At 65.6% G+C, this 16,069-nt stretch carries 15 protein-coding genes; 10 read left to right on the forward strand and 5 right to left on the reverse strand.

What is annotated here, in order from left to right; translation table 11 throughout:
• From RMO23_RS11885 to RMO23_RS11930, 10 genes are all read left to right on the forward strand, one after another.
• The coding region (locus tag RMO23_RS11885) for a thiamine pyrophosphate-dependent enzyme (RefSeq protein ID WP_309681721.1) at positions 1–345 on the forward strand (345 nt) is incomplete at its 5' end.
• 13 nt (positions 346–358) lie between these two features.
• A complete protein-coding gene (locus RMO23_RS11890; RefSeq protein WP_309681723.1) occupies positions 359–1,162 on the forward strand; it encodes an aspartate dehydrogenase in 804 nt (267 codons plus the stop codon).
• A gap of 11 nt (positions 1,163–1,173) precedes the next feature.
• The gene (locus RMO23_RS11895; protein ID WP_309681725.1) at positions 1,174–2,670 is read left to right on the forward strand and encodes an aldehyde dehydrogenase; all 1,497 of its coding nucleotides are present in this window, start codon (positions 1,174–1,176) and stop codon (positions 2,668–2,670) included.
• A 156-nt stretch (positions 2,671–2,826) separates the two neighbouring features.
• On the forward strand, positions 2,827–3,831 hold the full coding sequence (locus RMO23_RS11900; RefSeq protein WP_309681726.1) for a VOC family protein: 1,005 nt from the start codon (positions 2,827–2,829) through the stop codon (positions 3,829–3,831).
• Complete coding sequence (locus tag RMO23_RS11905; protein WP_309681728.1) at positions 3,828–5,006, forward strand: FAD-dependent oxidoreductase; 1,179 nt, start codon at positions 3,828–3,830, stop codon at positions 5,004–5,006. Before RMO23_RS11900 ends, RMO23_RS11905 begins: the two co-directional genes overlap by 4 nt.
• The gene (locus RMO23_RS11910; RefSeq protein WP_309681730.1) at positions 4,981–6,012 is read left to right on the forward strand and encodes a tripartite tricarboxylate transporter substrate binding protein; all 1,032 of its coding nucleotides are present in this window, start codon (positions 4,981–4,983) and stop codon (positions 6,010–6,012) included. Before RMO23_RS11905 ends, RMO23_RS11910 begins: the two co-directional genes overlap by 26 nt.
• A gap of 113 nt (positions 6,013–6,125) precedes the next feature.
• Entirely contained in the window at positions 6,126–7,106 is a 981-nt protein-coding gene (locus RMO23_RS11915) for a tripartite tricarboxylate transporter substrate binding protein (RefSeq protein WP_309681732.1), read from the forward strand.
• A gap of 26 nt (positions 7,107–7,132) precedes the next feature.
• Positions 7,133–7,354, forward strand: a complete 222-nt coding sequence (locus RMO23_RS11920; protein ID WP_309681734.1) for a recombinase-like helix-turn-helix domain-containing protein — start codon at positions 7,133–7,135, stop codon at positions 7,352–7,354.
• Positions 7,355–7,371: 17 nt separating this feature from the next.
• Positions 7,372–8,415 (forward strand): aromatic ring-hydroxylating dioxygenase subunit alpha, encoded by a 1,044-nt coding sequence (locus RMO23_RS11925; protein ID WP_309681736.1) that lies wholly within the window; start codon positions 7,372–7,374, stop codon positions 8,413–8,415.
• Between the two features lie 45 nt (positions 8,416–8,460).
• On the forward strand, positions 8,461–9,420 hold the full coding sequence (locus tag RMO23_RS11930) for a PDR/VanB family oxidoreductase (protein WP_309681738.1): 960 nt from the start codon (positions 8,461–8,463) through the stop codon (positions 9,418–9,420).
• A gap of 14 nt (positions 9,421–9,434) precedes the next feature.
• On the opposite strand, the gene RMO23_RS11935 is transcribed toward RMO23_RS11930, so the two are convergent.
• The 5 genes from RMO23_RS11935 to hydA all read right to left on the reverse strand — a co-directional run bounded on the left by RMO23_RS11935 (position 9,435) and on the right by hydA (position 16,054).
• On the reverse strand, positions 9,435–10,580 hold the full coding sequence (locus RMO23_RS11935; RefSeq protein ID WP_309681740.1) for an alpha-hydroxy acid oxidase: 1,146 nt from the start codon (positions 10,578–10,580) through the stop codon (positions 9,435–9,437).
• Between the two features lie 331 nt (positions 10,581–10,911).
• Positions 10,912–12,402, reverse strand: coding sequence for a Do family serine endopeptidase (locus RMO23_RS11940; RefSeq protein WP_309681742.1), 1,491 nt, complete (start codon positions 12,400–12,402; stop codon positions 10,912–10,914).
• A gap of 73 nt (positions 12,403–12,475) precedes the next feature.
• Positions 12,476–13,843 (reverse strand): ATP-binding protein, encoded by a 1,368-nt coding sequence (locus tag RMO23_RS11945; protein ID WP_309681743.1) that lies wholly within the window; start codon positions 13,841–13,843, stop codon positions 12,476–12,478.
• Positions 13,840–14,496 carry a response regulator gene (locus RMO23_RS11950; protein ID WP_309681745.1) on the reverse strand — a complete coding sequence of 219 codons (657 nt, stop codon included), beginning with the start codon at positions 14,494–14,496 and terminating at the stop codon, positions 13,840–13,842. The genes RMO23_RS11945 and RMO23_RS11950 overlap by 4 nt, the downstream gene beginning before the upstream one ends.
• Before the next feature lie 112 nt (positions 14,497–14,608).
• Positions 14,609–16,054 carry a dihydropyrimidinase gene (gene hydA / locus RMO23_RS11955; RefSeq protein ID WP_309681747.1) on the reverse strand — a complete coding sequence of 482 codons (1,446 nt, stop codon included), beginning with the start codon at positions 16,052–16,054 and terminating at the stop codon, positions 14,609–14,611.
• Between the last annotated feature and the right edge of the window lie 15 nt (positions 16,055–16,069).

Below are 16,069 nucleotides of genomic sequence, written 5' to 3' on the forward strand. Positions count from 1 at the left end.
TTTATCCTGAACCTGGGCGAGCTCGCCACGGCGGTGCAGGAAAAGGCCAACGTGGTCTACGTGCTGATGAACGACCAGCGCTATGGCGTGATCCAGAACATCCAGGACGCGCAGTACGGCGGCCGGCGCTGCTATGTCGACCTGCACACGCCGGACTACGCCCAGCTGTGCGCGTCGCTCAAACTCGGCCACACCCGCGTCAGCCAGCTTTCCGAGCTGGCGGCCGGTCTCGACAAGGCCGTGGCCGCGCAAGGCCCGTTCATCCTGGAGATCGACATGCTGTCGATCGGCAGCTTCAAGACCGCGTTTGCCGGCCCGCCGACCAAAGTCGCGACCGTCGCCTGAAGGGTGTAGCGTCATGCTGAAAATAGCGATGATTGGTTGCGGCGCGATTGGCGCCAGCGTGCTGGAGCTGCTGCACGGCGATGCCGACGTGGCGGTGGACCGCGTGGTGACCGTGGCCAATGCCCGCGCCCAGACCGAAGCCACGGTGGCGCGCTGGGCACCGCAGGCGCGGGTGCTGGAGGCGCTGGCCGCCGATGACGCACCGGACCTGGTCGTCGAATGCGCCGGTCACAGCGCGATTGAGCGGCATGTGCTGCCAGCCCTGGAGCGCGGTATCCCCTGCGTCGTGGCCTCCATAGGCGCGCTGAGCGTGCCCGGCATGGCGCAGATGCTGGAGCAGGCCGCGCGGCGCGGCAACACCCAGGTGCAGCTGCTGTCGGGCGCCATAGGCGGCATCGACGCGCTGGCGGCGGCGCGCGTGGGTGGGCTCGATTCGGTGATCTACACCGGCCGCAAGCCGCCCGGCGCCTGGAAAGATACCCCGGCCGAGGCCGCCTGCGACCTGGACCGCCTGACCACGGCGTTTTGCATTTTTGACGGCAGCGCCGAGCAGGCCGCCCAGCTCTACCCCAAGAACGCCAACGTGGCGGCCACCTTGGCGCTGGCCGGGCTGGGGCTGCAGCGCACGCAGGTGCAGCTGTTTGCCGATCCGGGGGTCAGCGACAACGTGCACCATGTCGAGGCGCGAGGCGCCTTTGGCAGCTTTGAACTGACCCTGCGCGGCAAGCCGCTGCCGGCCAATCCCAAAACCTCTGCGTTGACCGTTTACAGCGTGGTGCGCGCACTGCTCAACCACGGCCGCGCGCTCGTCATCTGAGGAAACCTGTCATGCCATTCCAGTCACTCATCACCGAATCAAAAGAGCTGCTTCCCATCAACATCGGCGGCGAGATGCGCCTGGGGCGTGGCGATGAATCGGCCACGCTGTACCCGGCCACGGGTGAAGTGGTGGCCCGTTTGCGCGCGCCCAGCCTGGCCGATGTGGATGAAGCCATTGCCCGCGCCGACCATGCGTTTCGCACCAGCGGCTGGGCCCAGCGCAAACCGCATGAGCGGGCGGCGGTGCTGTACCGCGTGGCCTCGCTGATTCGCGAGCGCGCCGAGCCGCTGGCCCAGCGCCAAAGGCTGGACAACGGCAAGCCGATTACTGAAACACGCAATCTGGTGGCCAGTGCCGCCGGCACCTTCCAGTTTTTTGCCAGCGCCTGCGAAACGCTGGAAGAAACCATCACGCCTTCGCGTGGCGACTACATGACCATGAGCGTGTACGAAGCGATGGGCGTGGTCGCGGCCATCACGCCGTGGAACTCGCCGATTGCCAGCGAGGCGCAAAAGGTGGCGCCGGCGCTGGCGGCCGGCAACGCGGTGGTGATCAAGCCGGCCGAGGCGACGCCGCTGATGGCGCTGGAACTGGCCGCCATCTGCGAGGAAGCCGGTATTCCCAGGGGCCTGATCAGCGTGCTGCCGGGCCGGGGTTCGGTGATTGGCGATGCCATCACCCAGCATCCGCTGGTCAAGCGCGTGTCCTTCACCGGCGGCACCAGCACCGGCAAGCACATCGCCCACATCGCGGCCGACAAGATGATGCCGGTGTCGCTGGAACTGGGTGGCAAGTCGGCCACCATGGTGCTCGATGACGCCGACCTGGACCACGCGATCAACGGCGTGCTCTATGGCATTTTCAGCTCATCGGGCGAAGCCTGCATCGCCGGTTCGCGGCTGTTCGTGGCGCGCAAGCTGTATGGGCAATTCATGGAGCGCCTGGCCGCGCGCGCCGCTGTGCTGCGCGTGGGCGACCCGGCCGACGAGCGCACCCAGATGGGTCCGCTGATCACGGCCAGGCACCGCGAATCGGTCGAGCGCTATGTGGAACTGGGCTTGAGCGAAGGCGCGAACCTGCGCACCGGCGGTGTGCGGCCGCAAGGCGGACTGTACGAGCGCGGCTACTACTACACGCCCACGATTCTGGAAGGCATCAAGAACACCGACCAGATCTGCCAGCAGGAAATCTTCGGCCCGGTGCTGGTGGCCATGCCTTTCGACAATGAAGACGACCTGCTGGCCCAGGCCAACGACAGCCTGTATGCGCTGGCCGCGGGCATCTGGACGCGCGACTACAAGCGCGCCTGGCGCATCGGCCGTGCGGTGCAGGCCGGCACCGTGTGGATCAACACCTACAAGCAGTTTTCCATCTCCACGCCGTTTGGCGGCTGGCGCGACAGCGGCCTGGGCCGCGAGAAAGGGCGGCTCGGCATCCTGCAGTACATGGAACAAAAAAGCCTGTACTGGGGCCTTAACGAACAACCGCTGGCGTGGGCAGAATGAAAACCACCCCCGTTGCGAGCTCACTGCGTGTAGCCGCCTCCCCCCTCAAGGGGGCAACACCAGCGGCCCGGCAAAGCCGGTTCCGCGGTGTTCCCCGAATGGGCCTCGCTTCGCTTGACGAGTGGAGCCATCGATATCACATGAAGGGCTGACATCATGAGCGTACTGGGCATCGACGAAATCACCTACGGCGCGGACGACCTGCCGACCTGCCGCCGTTTCTTCCTGGACTGGGGGCTGTCCCTGGTCAGCGAGGAGGCCGATCAACTGGTGTTTGAAACCCTCAATGGCTGCCGTGTGATCGTGGCCGCCAGCAGCCGCGCCGGCCTGCCGCCGGCGATGGAAGCCGGTCCGACCCTGCGCCAGGTGGTGTGGGGCGTCGAAAGCGCCGACGACCTGGCACGCTATGCCGACAACATTCGCCTGCAGCCCGGCTTTATGCAGGAGGAGGGCCGCATCGGCTGCACCGACCCCAACGGTCTGTCGGTGCTCCTGCAAGTCACGCGCAAGCGCGAGATTGAGGTGGAATGCGCCGAGCACAACACCTGGACCAGCAGGCAGCGCATCAACAAGGCCAGCCCGGCCTATGAGCGCGCCACGCCGATTGAGGTGGGCCATGTGGTGTTCTTCGTCAAGGTCGTGGTGGCCTGCGAGCGCTTTTACCTGGAGAGCTTCGGCTTTGCCGCTTCCGACCATTACCCGGGCCGCGGCGCCTTTTTGCGCTGCGCCCCCGACGGCGGCCATCACGACATCTTTTTGCTGCAGCGCCCGGCTGGCGACTCGGCGCTGAACCATGTGGCCTTCACCGTGCGCGACATTCACGAGGTGTTTGGCGGCGGCATGCACATCTCGCGCTGCGGCTGGGAAACCCAGCTCGGCCCGGGCCGCCATCCGGTGTCATCGGCCTATTTCTGGTATTTCCGCAACCCGGCCGGCGCGCTCGTCGAGTACTACGCCGACGAAGATCAGCTGACCGCCGACTGGCAGCCGCGCGATTTCGAGCCCGGCCCCACGGTGTTCGCCGAATGGGCGATCGAGGGCGGCATCGATGGCAATACACGTCGCCAGTCCAAGGTGAAGCCCGGCAGTGGGTTCCTCACCGATACAAAACCGTCCATCGTGCCCAGTGGTTCGGCGCGGGGCAAAGGAAGCTTGACATGAAACTTCTGGAACGCGGTGTCCTGATTATTGGTGGTGGCATTGCCGGGTGTTCACTCGCGATAGCGCTGGCGCAACGCGGGATACGCGTGACGGTAGCGGAAAAGCTTGATGTCTGGAATTTTCACAGCTCGGGCATTTTTGTCTACAGCAATGGGTTGGCGGAGCTGCAAAAACTTGGCGTACTGCCCGGGATTCTGGAGAGTGGTTTTACCATCGAGCAGGGCCGCAACCTCTACTTTGACCAACACGGCGAGCTGATTACCGAGACCCATTACCCGAGTGCGCCCGGCACCACGCTAGCGCCTATTTTGGGTGTCCGCCGCTCCGAGATGCACAGGGTTCTCGCGGACCGCATGCGTTCGCTTGGCGTGGAAGTACGCCTGGGCGCCACCGTGGCTTCAATAGAGGACAGCCCCGAGCGCGGTGCCGTGATTGCGACCCTGAATGACGGAAGCAGGATGGAAGCAAGCCTGATGGTGGGCGCAGACGGCATCCGCTCGCAGATTCGCGCCATGCTGTTTGGCATCCTTGAGCCCGAGGACACCGGCTTTGGTGTCTGGCGCAGTATCCACCGCCGGCCGCCCGAGCTGCGCGAAAAAATAATGATGATGGGTGTTGGCAAGCGCCTGGGCATCATGCCCATCAGCCAAGACCAGCTCTACGTCTATGCCACCAGCAACGAGCCCGGCCATCCGCGCTATGAACCTGCACGCCTGCACCTGACCATGCGTGAAAAGTTCGCCGAATTTGCCGGCCCGGCCACGCCGCTGCTCAATGACATCCGTGATCCTTCGCAGGTTTTTTACACCGCAGTTGAAGAGATCCGGCTGCCCCTCCCATGGAGCAAAGGTCGGGTGCTCTTGATTGGCGACGCGGCCCATGCTTCAACGCCTTTCATGGGCCAGGGCGGCACGATGGCCATCGAAGACAGCAATGTGCTGGCCAGCATGCTCGAGGAGGGCCAGGATGTTGCGCGGGTGTTGCTGGAATTCGGTGCACGTCGCCAGCCCAAATGCCAGTTTGTGCAGGATGTGTCGCGCCGCGTGGGCGAGGCCGGTGGCATGGAAAACGCCAATACCTGTGTTACCCGAAACGCCCGCATGCGCGAGCAGGCGCAGGCCGATGTCGATAACTTTTACCGGAGGCTACATGAGTTTGACCTTTCTGCCACTTGAACTCACGGCCTGTCGCCGTCTCGAGAGCGGTGTTGCACGGCTGTTGTTGGCCGCCTTGGCGGTGCTGAGTTCTGGCCTCGTTGTAGCCCAGACGCCTGCGGAAAAGTCGCTTGCATCAGAACCTTTCCGGATCATTGCCCCCTTCCCGCCCGGCGGGCCGATAGACACACTGGCCCGTATTCTCTCTGCGGGCCTGGCCGGGCGCTACAAGCAGACCTCCGTGGTGGACAACCGAGCGGGAGCCAATGGCAACATCGGCATTGACCAGGTCAAACGCGCAGCACCGACAGGCCACACGCTGCTGGTGGTGCCCGCCGGCAACCTCACCATCAATCCCACGCTGATGCCCAAACTCGGCTACAAGGTCGAGACTGACTTCGCGCCGTTGGCGTCGCTCGCCAAGGCGCCCAACGTGCTGGCCGTCAACCCGTCGGTGCCTGCCAAAAATGTGGCGGAGCTGGTCGCCCTGTCCAAGTCCAAACCGAACTCGGTCAGTTACGCCTCGCCCGGTGTCGGTAGCGGTTTGCATCTGGCGGGCGAATTGTTCAAGCAGCAAAGCGGCGCCGACATCCTGCATGTCGCCTACAAGGGCTCGGCACCAGGCCTCAACGACGTGCTGGGCGGCACCGTGCCCATGATCATCGGCAACCTGCCTGCGCTGCTGCCGCACATTCAGTCGGGCAAGCTGCGCGCGCTGGCGGTGACGGATCCAACCCGCGCTCCGGCGCTGGCCGAGGTGCCGACACTGGCCGAAGCCGGCGTGCCCGGTGTGGCCGTGACCTCCTGGTATGGCGTGGTGGCACCGAGGCAAACGCCGGCACCGGTGTTGGCGCAGCTGGCGCGCGACATCACGCAGATATTCAACGACCCGGACATCAAGGCCCAGCTTGAGAAGCAGGGTCTGACTGTCTGGATCACGACCGGCCCGGCGTTTGGCGAGGTCATCCGCAAGGAGACCGCAAGCTGGGCGCCCATCATCAAGAGCAGAAAGATCGAAGCCCAATGAGCCATGCCGCACTGAACCAGCCCCGGTACCGACACCCCGCTGATACAGCGCTATTCCAGTTTTTCCCCAGTTCCGGTGATACCGGGTTTTGTTTGTAGTTTTAGGAGACCTTCATGAAATTCACACGTCGTCAAGCATTCGCCATCGCTGCCTGCATGGGTGCGGCGCTGTCCACCGGTAGCGCCATGGCCCAGGCTTATCCGAGCAAACCCATCACGCTGGTGGTGGCCTACCCGGCCGGTGGTGACACCGACGCCATGGCCCGCCTGTACGCCGAAAAACTGTCCACCCGCCTGGGCCAGCCGGTGATCGTGGACAACCGGCCCGGCGCCAGCGGCACCATTGGCAGCACCTACGTTGCCAAGGCGCCGGCGGACGGCTATACCCTGCTGCTGGCCCCGAGCACGTTTTCGATTGCCCAGCTGGTGCTCAAGGCCGGCTCCGCCACGAGCTATGACGTGCTCAATGGCTTTACGCCGATCGTGCAGACCAGCGTCCAGCCGCTGTTTATTGCCGCCAGCACGGGCGCCGGCATCAAGGATGTGAAGGAACTGGTCACCCTGTCCAAAACCAAGCCCCTGTCCTATGCCAGCCCCGGCAGCGGCTCGCCCATGCACATTCTGGGCGAGATGTTCAACAAGTCTGCCGGTGCCAAGCTGTCGCATGTGCCCTACCGCGGCGTGGCGCCGGCGGTCAATGATCTGCTGGGCGGGCATGTGCCGGTGACCTTCATCACCTGGGGCCCGGTGGCGCCCCACATCACCAGCGGCAAGGTGGCGGCGCTGGCCGTGGCCGACCCCCAGCGCTCGTCGCTGGCGCCCAATGTGCCGACGCTGGCCGAGCTCGGCTACAAGGATGTGAACGTCGGCGCCTGGCAGGGGCTGTTCGGCCCCAAGGGCCTGCCCGCCGACATTGTCAAAACGCTCAACGGCCAGCTCAACGACATCTTGAAAATGCCGGATGTGGCGTCCAAGATGGCGGTATTTGGCGCGCTGCCGGCTGGCGGAGAGCCCGCGCGGCTGGCGCAGTCCAACGCCGGCGATCTTGCCCGTTTTGGCAAGATCATCAAAGAGCTGGACATCCAGGCTGATTGACACGCAAGGATAAAGGGGAACACCTGATGCAAACCGAACGCTACCTCCAACCTCACCAGGCACGCCAGCGTGCCCCCACCAACTTTGAAGACCTGCTCGGTGACGCGATTGAGCGCGCCTTTGCGCAGGGCGCGTACACGCTGCCCGAACTGGTGGCCTGCCTCAACCAGACCGGGCCGTCCAGCGAGAACGGCCAGCCCTGGACCGAGCAGGGCCTGCAGACCCTGATGGCCCGGCTGGGCGCTTGAGAACAAGGAGACAAACCATGGACACCATCACCTTCACCAAAGACCCGGTCGACGCGCTGCTGCGGGACGGCCTCAAAGACCTCTGGTACCCGATCTGCCCGTCCGGCTTTGTGGCCGAGCGCGCGATTTCGCTGCACCGCCTGGGCAAGAAAATTGCCCTGTGGCGCGACGCCGCCGGCATGCCGCATGCGCTGGAAGACCATTGCCCGCACCGTGGCGCGCCGCTGTCGCAGGGGATGGTGCTGGGCGACCGGCTGGCCTGCCCCTACCACGGCGTGGAAGTGCGTTGTGACGGCACCGTGACCAAGGTGCCGGGCAGCCCCGGCTGCAAGCTCGAAGGCTCGCGCGCGGCGCTGGCTTTTCATGTGCGGGAAGCCTTTGGCACCCTCTTCCTCTACAACAGCGACGTCAATATTGACACGCCGCCGCCGCTGACCATGCCCGAGGAGCTGACCTCGCCCGAGTACTCTCATTTCCTGTGCTACGCCGAGTGGAAGGGCGACTACCGCTATGCGCTCGACAACGTGATGGACCCGATGCATGGCACGTTTCTGCACAAGCAGTCGCATTCCATGGCCGAGGGCGAAAGCACGGCGACGTTCCAGATTCGCACCACCGACACGGGTTTTGTGTTTGAAAAAACCGGCCAGCGCGGCGTCAATTTCGACTGGACCGAATGGGCCAGCACCGGCATTCACTGGATGCGGCTGGAAATTCCGTACCCCAAAACCGGCGGCCCCGGCGGCAACTTCGCCATCATCGCCTGCGCCACGCCGATAGACGGCAGCACCACGGCGGCCTTCTTCTGGCGCTGCCGCAAGGTCTCTAGCTGGCAGCGCGATGTCTGGCGCTTTCTCTACCGCAACCGGCTCGAAGCCCGCCACTGGGCCGTGCTGGAGCAGGACCGCGTGATGCTGGAACAGATGGAGCCCGACGCGAACCAGCATGAAAACCTCTACCAGCACGACATTGGCGTGGTCCGCCTGCGCCGGCACCTGCGCAACCTGGCCGACGAACAGCTGGAAGCCATGGCGGCGGCCAGGTCCGGCGCCGCGGCCTGAGCCCCCTGAGCCCTGTCCCGAGTCCTGTCCTAACCGAGCACCGCCATGACCACCACCCTGAACGCCTTCGTCCATACGCTGCGCCATGAGGCCGATGATGTCATCAGCGTCGAGTTGCGACCCGTGCCGGGAACCGAGTTTCCGGCCTTCACGGCAGGCTCGCACATTGACCTCCACCTGCCCAACGGCATGGAGCGCAGCTATTCGCTGTCGAATGCCTGCGACGAAAAAAACCGCTATGTGGTGGGCGTGCTGCGCGACCGCGCCAGCCGCGGCGGCTCGCGCTGCGTGCATGAGCAGTTACGGGTCGGCATGCGGCTGCCGATTTCGGCGCCGCGCAACAACTTTCCGCTGCACGAAGAGGCGGCGCTGACGGTGCTGGTTGCCGGCGGCATCGGCGTGACCCCCCTTTTGAGCATGGCGCGCCGCCTGAAAGCGGCGGGGCGGCCGTTTGAGGTGATGTACTTTGCCCGCTCACGCCAGGGCGCGGCCTTTGTCGACGAGCTGCAGGCGCTGGGCATGCCGCTGCTGCTGCATTTTGACGATGAAAAGGGCGGGCCACCCGATCTGCGGGCCTTGCTGGCGCAGCGCGCCCCCGACGCCCAGACCCATTACTACGCCTGCGGCCCGACCGTGATGCTCGATGCCTTTGAAAAAATCAGCGCCGAGCTTGGCCATGAAAATGCCCACATCGAGCGTTTCACCGCCGTCGCGGTGGCGGCCTCGTCCGATGCCCAGGCGACCTACACGGTGGAGCTGCGGCGCAGCGGCCGCAGCTTTACCATCAGCGCGGGCAAGTCGATACTCGATACGCTGCTCGACGCCGGCCTGAAGGTGGACCACAGCTGCTGCGAAGGCATTTGCGGCTCCTGCGAAACCCGCGTGCTGGCGGGCGAACCCGATCATCGCGACTCTATCCTCAGCACCAAGGAGCGCGCCGCCAACAAGGTGATGATGATTTGCGTTTCGGGCTGCAAGAGCCGGGAGCTGGTGCTGGATCTGTAGCGGCCGGCTTGGCCCTAGAACGTGCCGGGCAGCAGGATGCCCTGGTCTACGGTGCGGATGTCGGTGTGGCCGCAAAACGCCATCGTGATGTCCAGCTCCTTGTGGATGATCTGCAGCGCCTTGGTGACGCCGGCCTCGCCCATGGCGCCCAGGCCATAGACCATGGCGCGGCCAATCAGCGTGCCGCGGGCGCCCAGCGCCCAGGCCTTGAGCACATCCTGGCCGGAACGGATGCCGCCGTCCATCCAGACCTCGATGCTGTCGCCCACGGCCTGCACGATGGCGGGCAGCGCTGCGATGCTGGACTGGGCGCCATCGAGCTGGCGCCCGCCGTGGTTGCTGACGACGAGGGCATCGGCGCCGCTTTGCACGGCCAGCCTGGCGTCTTCCACGTCCTGAATACCCTTGAGGATCAGCTTGCCGCCCCATTTTTCCTTGACCCAGGCGACATCGGCCCAAGACAGGCGCGGGTCGAACTGCTCGTTGGTCCAGGCCGACAGCGAATTCATGTCGCTGACGCCCTTGACGTGGCCGACCAGGTTGCCGAAGGTGTGGCGCCGGGTGCCCGCCATGCCCAGGCACCAGCGCGGCTTGGTCATCAGGTTGATGATGTTGGCCAGCGTCGGCTTGGGCGGCGCGGTCAGGCCGTTTTTCAGGTCCTTGTGGCGCTGGCCTATCACCTGCAGGTCCAGCGTCAGCACCAGCGCGCTGCAACGGGCCTTGCGGGCACGTTCGATCATGGCCGCCATGGCCTCGCGGTCACGCATCATGTAAAGCTGGAACCAGAACGGGGCCTGGGTGTGGGCCGCGATGTCCTCGATCGAGCAGATGCTCATGGTGGACAGAATGAACGGAATGCCAAACTTCTCGGCCGCCTTGGCCGCCAGGATTTCGCCGTCGGCATGCTGCATGCCGGTCAGCCCGACCGGGGCAATGGCCACCGGCATCTTCACCTCCACGCCCACCATACGGGTCGCCGTGCTGCGGTTTTCCATGTTCACCGCCACGCGCTGGCGCAGCTTGATTTTCTGGAAGTCCTCCGAGTTGGCGCGGTAGGTGCTCTCGGTCCAGGAGCCGGAATCGGCATAGTCGTAAAACATGCGCGGTACGCGTTTTTGCGCCAGCACGCGCAGGTCTTCAATGGTGGTGATCACGGTCATGGTGTGGGGGTCCGGGCTTTTCGGTGGAGTCCGGCCATGGTAGCGGCCCGCCGCCACGGGCTGCGTGAATCCTGCAATCTGGCAATGAAATTATTTTGAAGCTGGCGCCTGGCCTGGCCGCATCGCCTACCCGCCGCGGCAGCAAGCAGCGCTCCGTCGGAACGCCTGCAGCGAGCTGGTTTGGGGGTATTTTTGGGCGTTTTTGGGCTCTAGCCCAGGAAGAACGGGTGCTACGTGCTATTGAAATAATAGCAAATAAATGGTCCGTGGATGCGACCATCGAGTTTTCGGGCGGCACCGCGGGGCGTCCTTGGTATTGCCGCCCGCCGCCTCAGCCCAGATTCACCGGTACAAAAATCCGCGTGTCGCCGCGCTGGATCAGCAGCGCCACCGATTTTTCGGATTTGGCCACGCTGGCGCGGACCTGCTCGATGTTTTTGACCGGCACGCCGTTGACCGAGATCAGCACGTCGCCCGCCTGCACGCCGGCCAGCGCCGCCGGGCCGCTGGCCTGCTGCACCAGCAGGCCGCTGGCAACGCCCGCCTCCTGTTGTTCATCGGGTTGCAGCGGGCGCAGCGCCAGGCCGAGCTTGCCATGGCTGGACGAATCCGCATTGCTGGCCACCTTGGCCGATTTGTCGCCGGCATTGCCAAGGCGCGCCGTCAGCTCGCGGGATGCACCCTGGCGCCAGACCTCCAGCTTCACGGTGTCGCCCGGCGCCGCCATGGCTATCACGGCGGGCAGGTCGCCCGACGAGACAATGGGCCGGCCATCGACCTGGCGGATCACGTCGCCCGCTTGCAGGCCCGCCTGGTCGGCAGGGCTGCCTTTTTCTACCGTGGACACCAGGGCGCCCTCGGGCTTGTCGAGCTTGAACGAGTTGGCAAAGGCCTGGTTCACCTCCTGCACCGAAACCCCCAGCCGCGCATGCTCGGCCTTGCCGGTGGCGACAATCTGGTTCTTGATGCGGGTCGCCACATCAATCGGAATCGCGAACGACACGCCCTGGTAGCCGCCGCTGCGGCTGTAGATTTGCGAGTTGATGCCGACCACCTCGCCGCGCGTGTTGAACAGCGGCCCGCCCGAGTTGCCGGGGTTGACGGCGACGTCGGTCTGGATGAAGGGCACGGCGCTGTCGTCGGGCAGCGAGCGGCCCTTGGCGCTGACCACGCCGGCCGTCACCGTGTTTTCAAAACCAAAGGGCGAGCCAATCGCCAGCACCCATTCGCCGACCTTGAGTTCGCTGATTTTGCCCAGCATCACCACCGGCAGGTTTTTTGCGTCGATGCGCAGCACGGCGACATCGGTTTTCGGGTCGGCGCCCAGCACCCTGGCGCGGTATTCGCGGCGGTCGGTCAGCTTGACGGTCACTTCCTTGGCATCGCGCACCACATGCGCGTTGGTCAAAATGATGCCGTCACTGCTGACGATAAAGCCCGAGCCCTGGCCGCGCGTCGGCACTTCCTGCGGCAGGCCTGGCCTTTGGCCTTGCTCCTGGCCTTGCTGGAAGCGGCGGAAAAATTCAAAAAACGGGTCGTTGGGCATGCCCGGAATCTCGTCATTGCCATCGCCGGCCGAGATTTTGCTGGTGCCGGTCACACTGATGTTGACCACGGCCGGGCCATAGCGTTCGGTGATCTGGGAGAAGTCGGGCAGCGCCACGGGCGTGCTGACCACGCTGCCCGCCACCAGCGCGGGCGGCGCGGCGGCCGTTGCCGGACCATGCAGGGCATTCAGGGCACCTACGCCGGCCCCGCCGATGGCGCCGGCGGCCAGCAGCGCCGCGACCAGCCGGGTATTTTTCAATGCTGTGGAGTTCATGAGGGCTTCCTTCGGTTGGAGGCACGCACCGGTGCCGATGAGCCAACTATGAGGAGCCAGGCTTAGGCCAGTCTTAAACCGGGCCGGCCGCGGCGGGCACAAGCGCGGCGGCAAACAGCATCTCCACCTTCAAGCCGCCCAGGCGGGCTGAAGTGCCCAGCGCAAGCGTTGCGCCATGGCGCTGGGCGATGACCTGGACGATGGCCAGACCCAGGCCGCTGCCGGGTGCAAGGCCGACGTCGCCCGCGCGGTAGAAGCGGTCAAAGGCCCGCGCGCGATGTTCGGGCGCGATGCCGGGCCCGCTGTCTTCGACCGTGAGCATCAGCCCTTCGGCGCGCTGCCGCAGCGACACATCGACCTGGCCGCCCGCGGGGGTGTACTTGACGGCGTTGTCCAGCAGGTTGCGCAGCAGCATGCGCAGCGCTTCACCTTGACCCGCAATAGGGGGCACGGTCGGGGCCGGCTCGCCGGCCAGGCCCAGGTCAATCTGCTTGAGTGCGGCCTGCGGCAGCACGTCGGCCACCGCCAGCTTGATCACCTGGCGCAAATCGACCCGTTCGGCCAGCGCGGATGGCTGGCCGGCGCTGGCTTCCTCGCGGGCCAGCAGCAGCAGCTGCTCGACCAGCCGGATGGCCCGGTCTATGCCCTGGTTCAGGCGGGCGATGCCGGCTTCGCGGGCGGTCGGATCTGCGCTGGCATGGCGCAAGGCTTGCGCCTGGAGCCGTAGCGCTGTCAGTGGCGAGCGCAACTCATGGGCGGCGTCGGCCACAAAATTTTTCTGGGCATCAAAAGCGCCGCGCACCCGGCCGAACAGCAGGTTCAGCTCATCCACCAGCGGCCGGACTTCGTCGGGCAGGCCGTCATTGGCCAGCGCCGAAAAATCTTCGGCCGCACGGCCGGCCAGCTGGCGGCGCGCACGTTCAATCGGCGCCAGTGACCGGCTGATCACCCACCAGACCGCCAGCATCAACAGCGGCGTGAGCAGGGCAAACGGCAGCACCGCCCGCAGCGCCAGCGCACGCGCCCGCGCCGCGCGGGCATTGAGGTCCTGCGCAATCTGCACGGTTTGAAACGCGGTCTGCAGGGTGTAGACCCGATAGCGGTTGCCGTTGGCCTCGACATCGGAAAAGCCCAGCACCGCGCGCGGCGGCAACGCCGAGGGCGTTGAACGGAACAGCTGGGTGCCGTCCTGGCCCCAGATCTGCACGTACAGGTCAAAGCCGCTGTCGTCGCCACTTTCGGCCAGCAGCGCGCCCAGCGGCACGCCACTGCGCAGCGAGCGCGCCATTTGCTGCAAATGGTCGTCGAACAGCGCATCGGCCTGCTGCACCGCACCGCGGTAGGCGGTGGCCGCCTGCATGACCGCGGCCAGCAAAATCGCGACCAGCACAAACCACAGCAGCCTCTTTCTCAGGGAATGCGAACTCGCGCCATTCGTCATTTGGGCACCACATAACCCAGGCCGCGCACCGTCTGTATCAGGTCGTTGCCCAGCTTTTTGCGCACGCCGTGAATATAGACTTCGACCGCATTGCTGCTGATGTCGTCTTTCCAGCTGAACAGTTTTTCTTCGAGCTGGGCGCGCGACAGCACCACGCCGGGGCGGGCCAGCAGCGGCTCCAGCACGGCCCACTCGCGGGCCGAAAGCGCCACCGGCTGGCCGTTGAGCGTGGCTTCGTGGGTGGCCGGGTTCAGGCTGACGCCCTTGTGCTCAAAGGCGGGTTCGCCCCGTCCCGCGCTGCGGCGCAGCAGAGCGCGGATGCGGGCCAGCAACTCGTCGGTGTCATAGGGTTTGACCACATAGTCGTCGGCGCCGGCGTCCAGGCCGGCAATCCGGTCGTCCACCGCGTCGCGTGCCGTGGCCACCAGCACCGGCACGGTGTTGCGCCGGCTGCGCAGGGCGCGCAGCACCTCCAGCCCGTCGCGTTGGGGCAGGCCCAAGTCGAGCAGCACCAGGTCGTACTGTTCGCTGCGCAGGGCCGCGTCGGCCATGGGGCCGTCGCGCACCCAGTCGACCGCGTAGTGCTCGCCGCGCAGCACCTGCAGCACGATTTCGCCGATCATGGCGTCGTCTTCAACCAGCAGTAAGCGCATCGTTTTCCCCCTTGCAGCCACACAGTATGCGTTGTGGCGCTTAGACGGGGCTTAAACGGGTTTATGCAAGGCCGGCCGGGCGCGCCGGCCCCCCATGGACCGCGCAATGCCCTCAGATTTGGGCAGCCGGGCGGTCCGGCTGCTTGCCCGGCAGCAACGAGGGCGTCCCGCAGCGCAGAAAGCGGCCGCCGCCCTGACGCGGATGGAATGATTGGCCGTCCCACACCACCTCGCCGCGCGCCAGCGTCAGCGCGGGCCAGGCCCGCAGGTGCTGGCCTTCGTAAGGCGTGTAGTCGACCGCATGGTGCAGGGCCGCATTGGTGAGTGTCAGTTCGCGCTCGTCCCAGATCACCAGGTCGGCATCGCTGCCCACGGCAATCGTGCCCTTGCACGGGTGCAGGCCATAGGCCTTGGCCGGATTCGTGGCGGTGAGTTCGACGAAGCGGTTAAGCGTGATGCGCCCGCCCAGCACGCCTTCGGAATACAGCAGCGGCATCCGGGTTTCCAGACCCGGAATGCCGTTGGGAATATGGCGAAACGCCACTTCCTCGCCGTCCGGCTTCTTGCCCTCGGGCGCGTCGTAGTTGAACGGCGCATGGTCGGACGAAAAAATCGTGAACAGGCCGTCGGCCAGGCCGTCCCAGATCACCTGCTGGTTGCGCTTGTCGCGCGGTGGCGGGCTGCAGATGCAGCGCGCGCCCTGGTAGCTGTCATCAATCCCCAGATCCTGCGCCGTCAGGAACAAATACTGCGGGCAGGTTTCGGCAAACACCTTGAGGCCGTGGCTGCGCGCCGATCGAATCTGCTCGACCGCCTCGCGGCCCGACACATGCACCACCATGATGGGCACATCGACCAGCTCGGCCAGCGCGATGGCGCGATGCGTCGCCTCGCGCTCGACCAGCATGGGTCGGCTGTGCGCATGAAAGCGCGGTGCGGTGCGGCCAGCGGCCTCCAGCCGCTTGGTCAGCCACTCGATGCAGTCGGCGTTCTCGGCGTGGATCATGGCCATGGCGCCGTGTTCGCGCGCCACGTCCAGCACGTCCAGGATCTGGCCGTCGTCGAGCTTGAGGTCGTCATAGGTCATATAGATCTTGAACGAGCTGTAACCCTCGCGGATCAGCGCCGGCAGCTCTTCGCTCAGCACCTGAGGCGTGGGGTCGCTGACGATCAGGTGAAAAGCGTAATCGACATGGGCCTTGCCCTCGGCGCGGCGGTGGTAGTCCTCGACCGCGGCGCGCAGCGACTGGCCTTTTTCCTGGGCGGCAAACGGAATCACGGTGGTGGTGCCGCCGCAGGCCGCCGAGCGCGTGCCGGTGTTGAAGTCGTCGGCCATGCGCGCCGGCGCCTCCATCGGCTGGTCCAGGTGGCAATGGGCGTCCACGCCGCCGGGCGTGACGACCCGGCCGCGGGCGTCGATTTCACGGACGCCCGCCGCCAGGCCTTCGCCGAGTTGCACGATGCGACCGGCGCGGATGGCGATGTCGGCGGTGTAGGTGTCGCTGGCCGTCGCCACCAGGGCATTGCGGATGACCAAATCAAAGGCGGAATCACTCATGGAGACTTGTCCTGG

The sequence above is a fragment of the Polaromonas sp. genome (genome assembly GCF_031411155.1).
Taxonomy (GTDB): Bacteria; Pseudomonadota; Gammaproteobacteria; order Burkholderiales; family Burkholderiaceae_C; genus Polaromonas.

Excerpts from the sequence above, each read along its gene's own strand:
- RMO23_RS11890 (WP_309681723.1), top strand. The coding sequence starts at position 359 with ATGCTGAAAATAGCGATGATTGGTTGCGGCGCGATTGGCGCCAGCGTG.
- RMO23_RS11895 (WP_309681725.1), top strand. The coding sequence starts at position 1,174 with ATGCCATTCCAGTCACTCATCACCGAATCAAAAGAGCTGCTTCCCATC.
- RMO23_RS11900 (WP_309681726.1), top strand. The coding sequence starts at position 2,827 with ATGAGCGTACTGGGCATCGACGAAATCACCTACGGCGCGGACGACCTG.
- RMO23_RS11905 (WP_309681728.1), top strand. The coding sequence starts at position 3,828 with ATGAAACTTCTGGAACGCGGTGTCCTGATTATTGGTGGTGGCATTGCC.
- RMO23_RS11910 (WP_309681730.1), top strand. The coding sequence starts at position 4,981 with ATGAGTTTGACCTTTCTGCCACTTGAACTCACGGCCTGTCGCCGTCTC.
- RMO23_RS11915 (WP_309681732.1), top strand. The coding sequence starts at position 6,126 with ATGAAATTCACACGTCGTCAAGCATTCGCCATCGCTGCCTGCATGGGT.
- RMO23_RS11920 (WP_309681734.1), top strand. The coding sequence starts at position 7,133 with ATGCAAACCGAACGCTACCTCCAACCTCACCAGGCACGCCAGCGTGCC.
- RMO23_RS11925 (WP_309681736.1), top strand. The coding sequence starts at position 7,372 with ATGGACACCATCACCTTCACCAAAGACCCGGTCGACGCGCTGCTGCGG.
- RMO23_RS11930 (WP_309681738.1), top strand. The coding sequence starts at position 8,461 with ATGACCACCACCCTGAACGCCTTCGTCCATACGCTGCGCCATGAGGCC.
- RMO23_RS11935 (WP_309681740.1), bottom strand. The coding sequence starts at position 10,580 with ATGACCGTGATCACCACCATTGAAGACCTGCGCGTGCTGGCGCAAAAA.
- RMO23_RS11940 (WP_309681742.1), bottom strand. The coding sequence starts at position 12,402 with ATGAACTCCACAGCATTGAAAAATACCCGGCTGGTCGCGGCGCTGCTG.
- RMO23_RS11945 (WP_309681743.1), bottom strand. The coding sequence starts at position 13,843 with ATGACGAATGGCGCGAGTTCGCATTCCCTGAGAAAGAGGCTGCTGTGG.
- RMO23_RS11950 (WP_309681745.1), bottom strand. The coding sequence starts at position 14,496 with ATGCGCTTACTGCTGGTTGAAGACGACGCCATGATCGGCGAAATCGTG.
- hydA (WP_309681747.1), bottom strand. The coding sequence starts at position 16,054 with ATGAGTGATTCCGCCTTTGATTTGGTCATCCGCAATGCCCTGGTGGCG.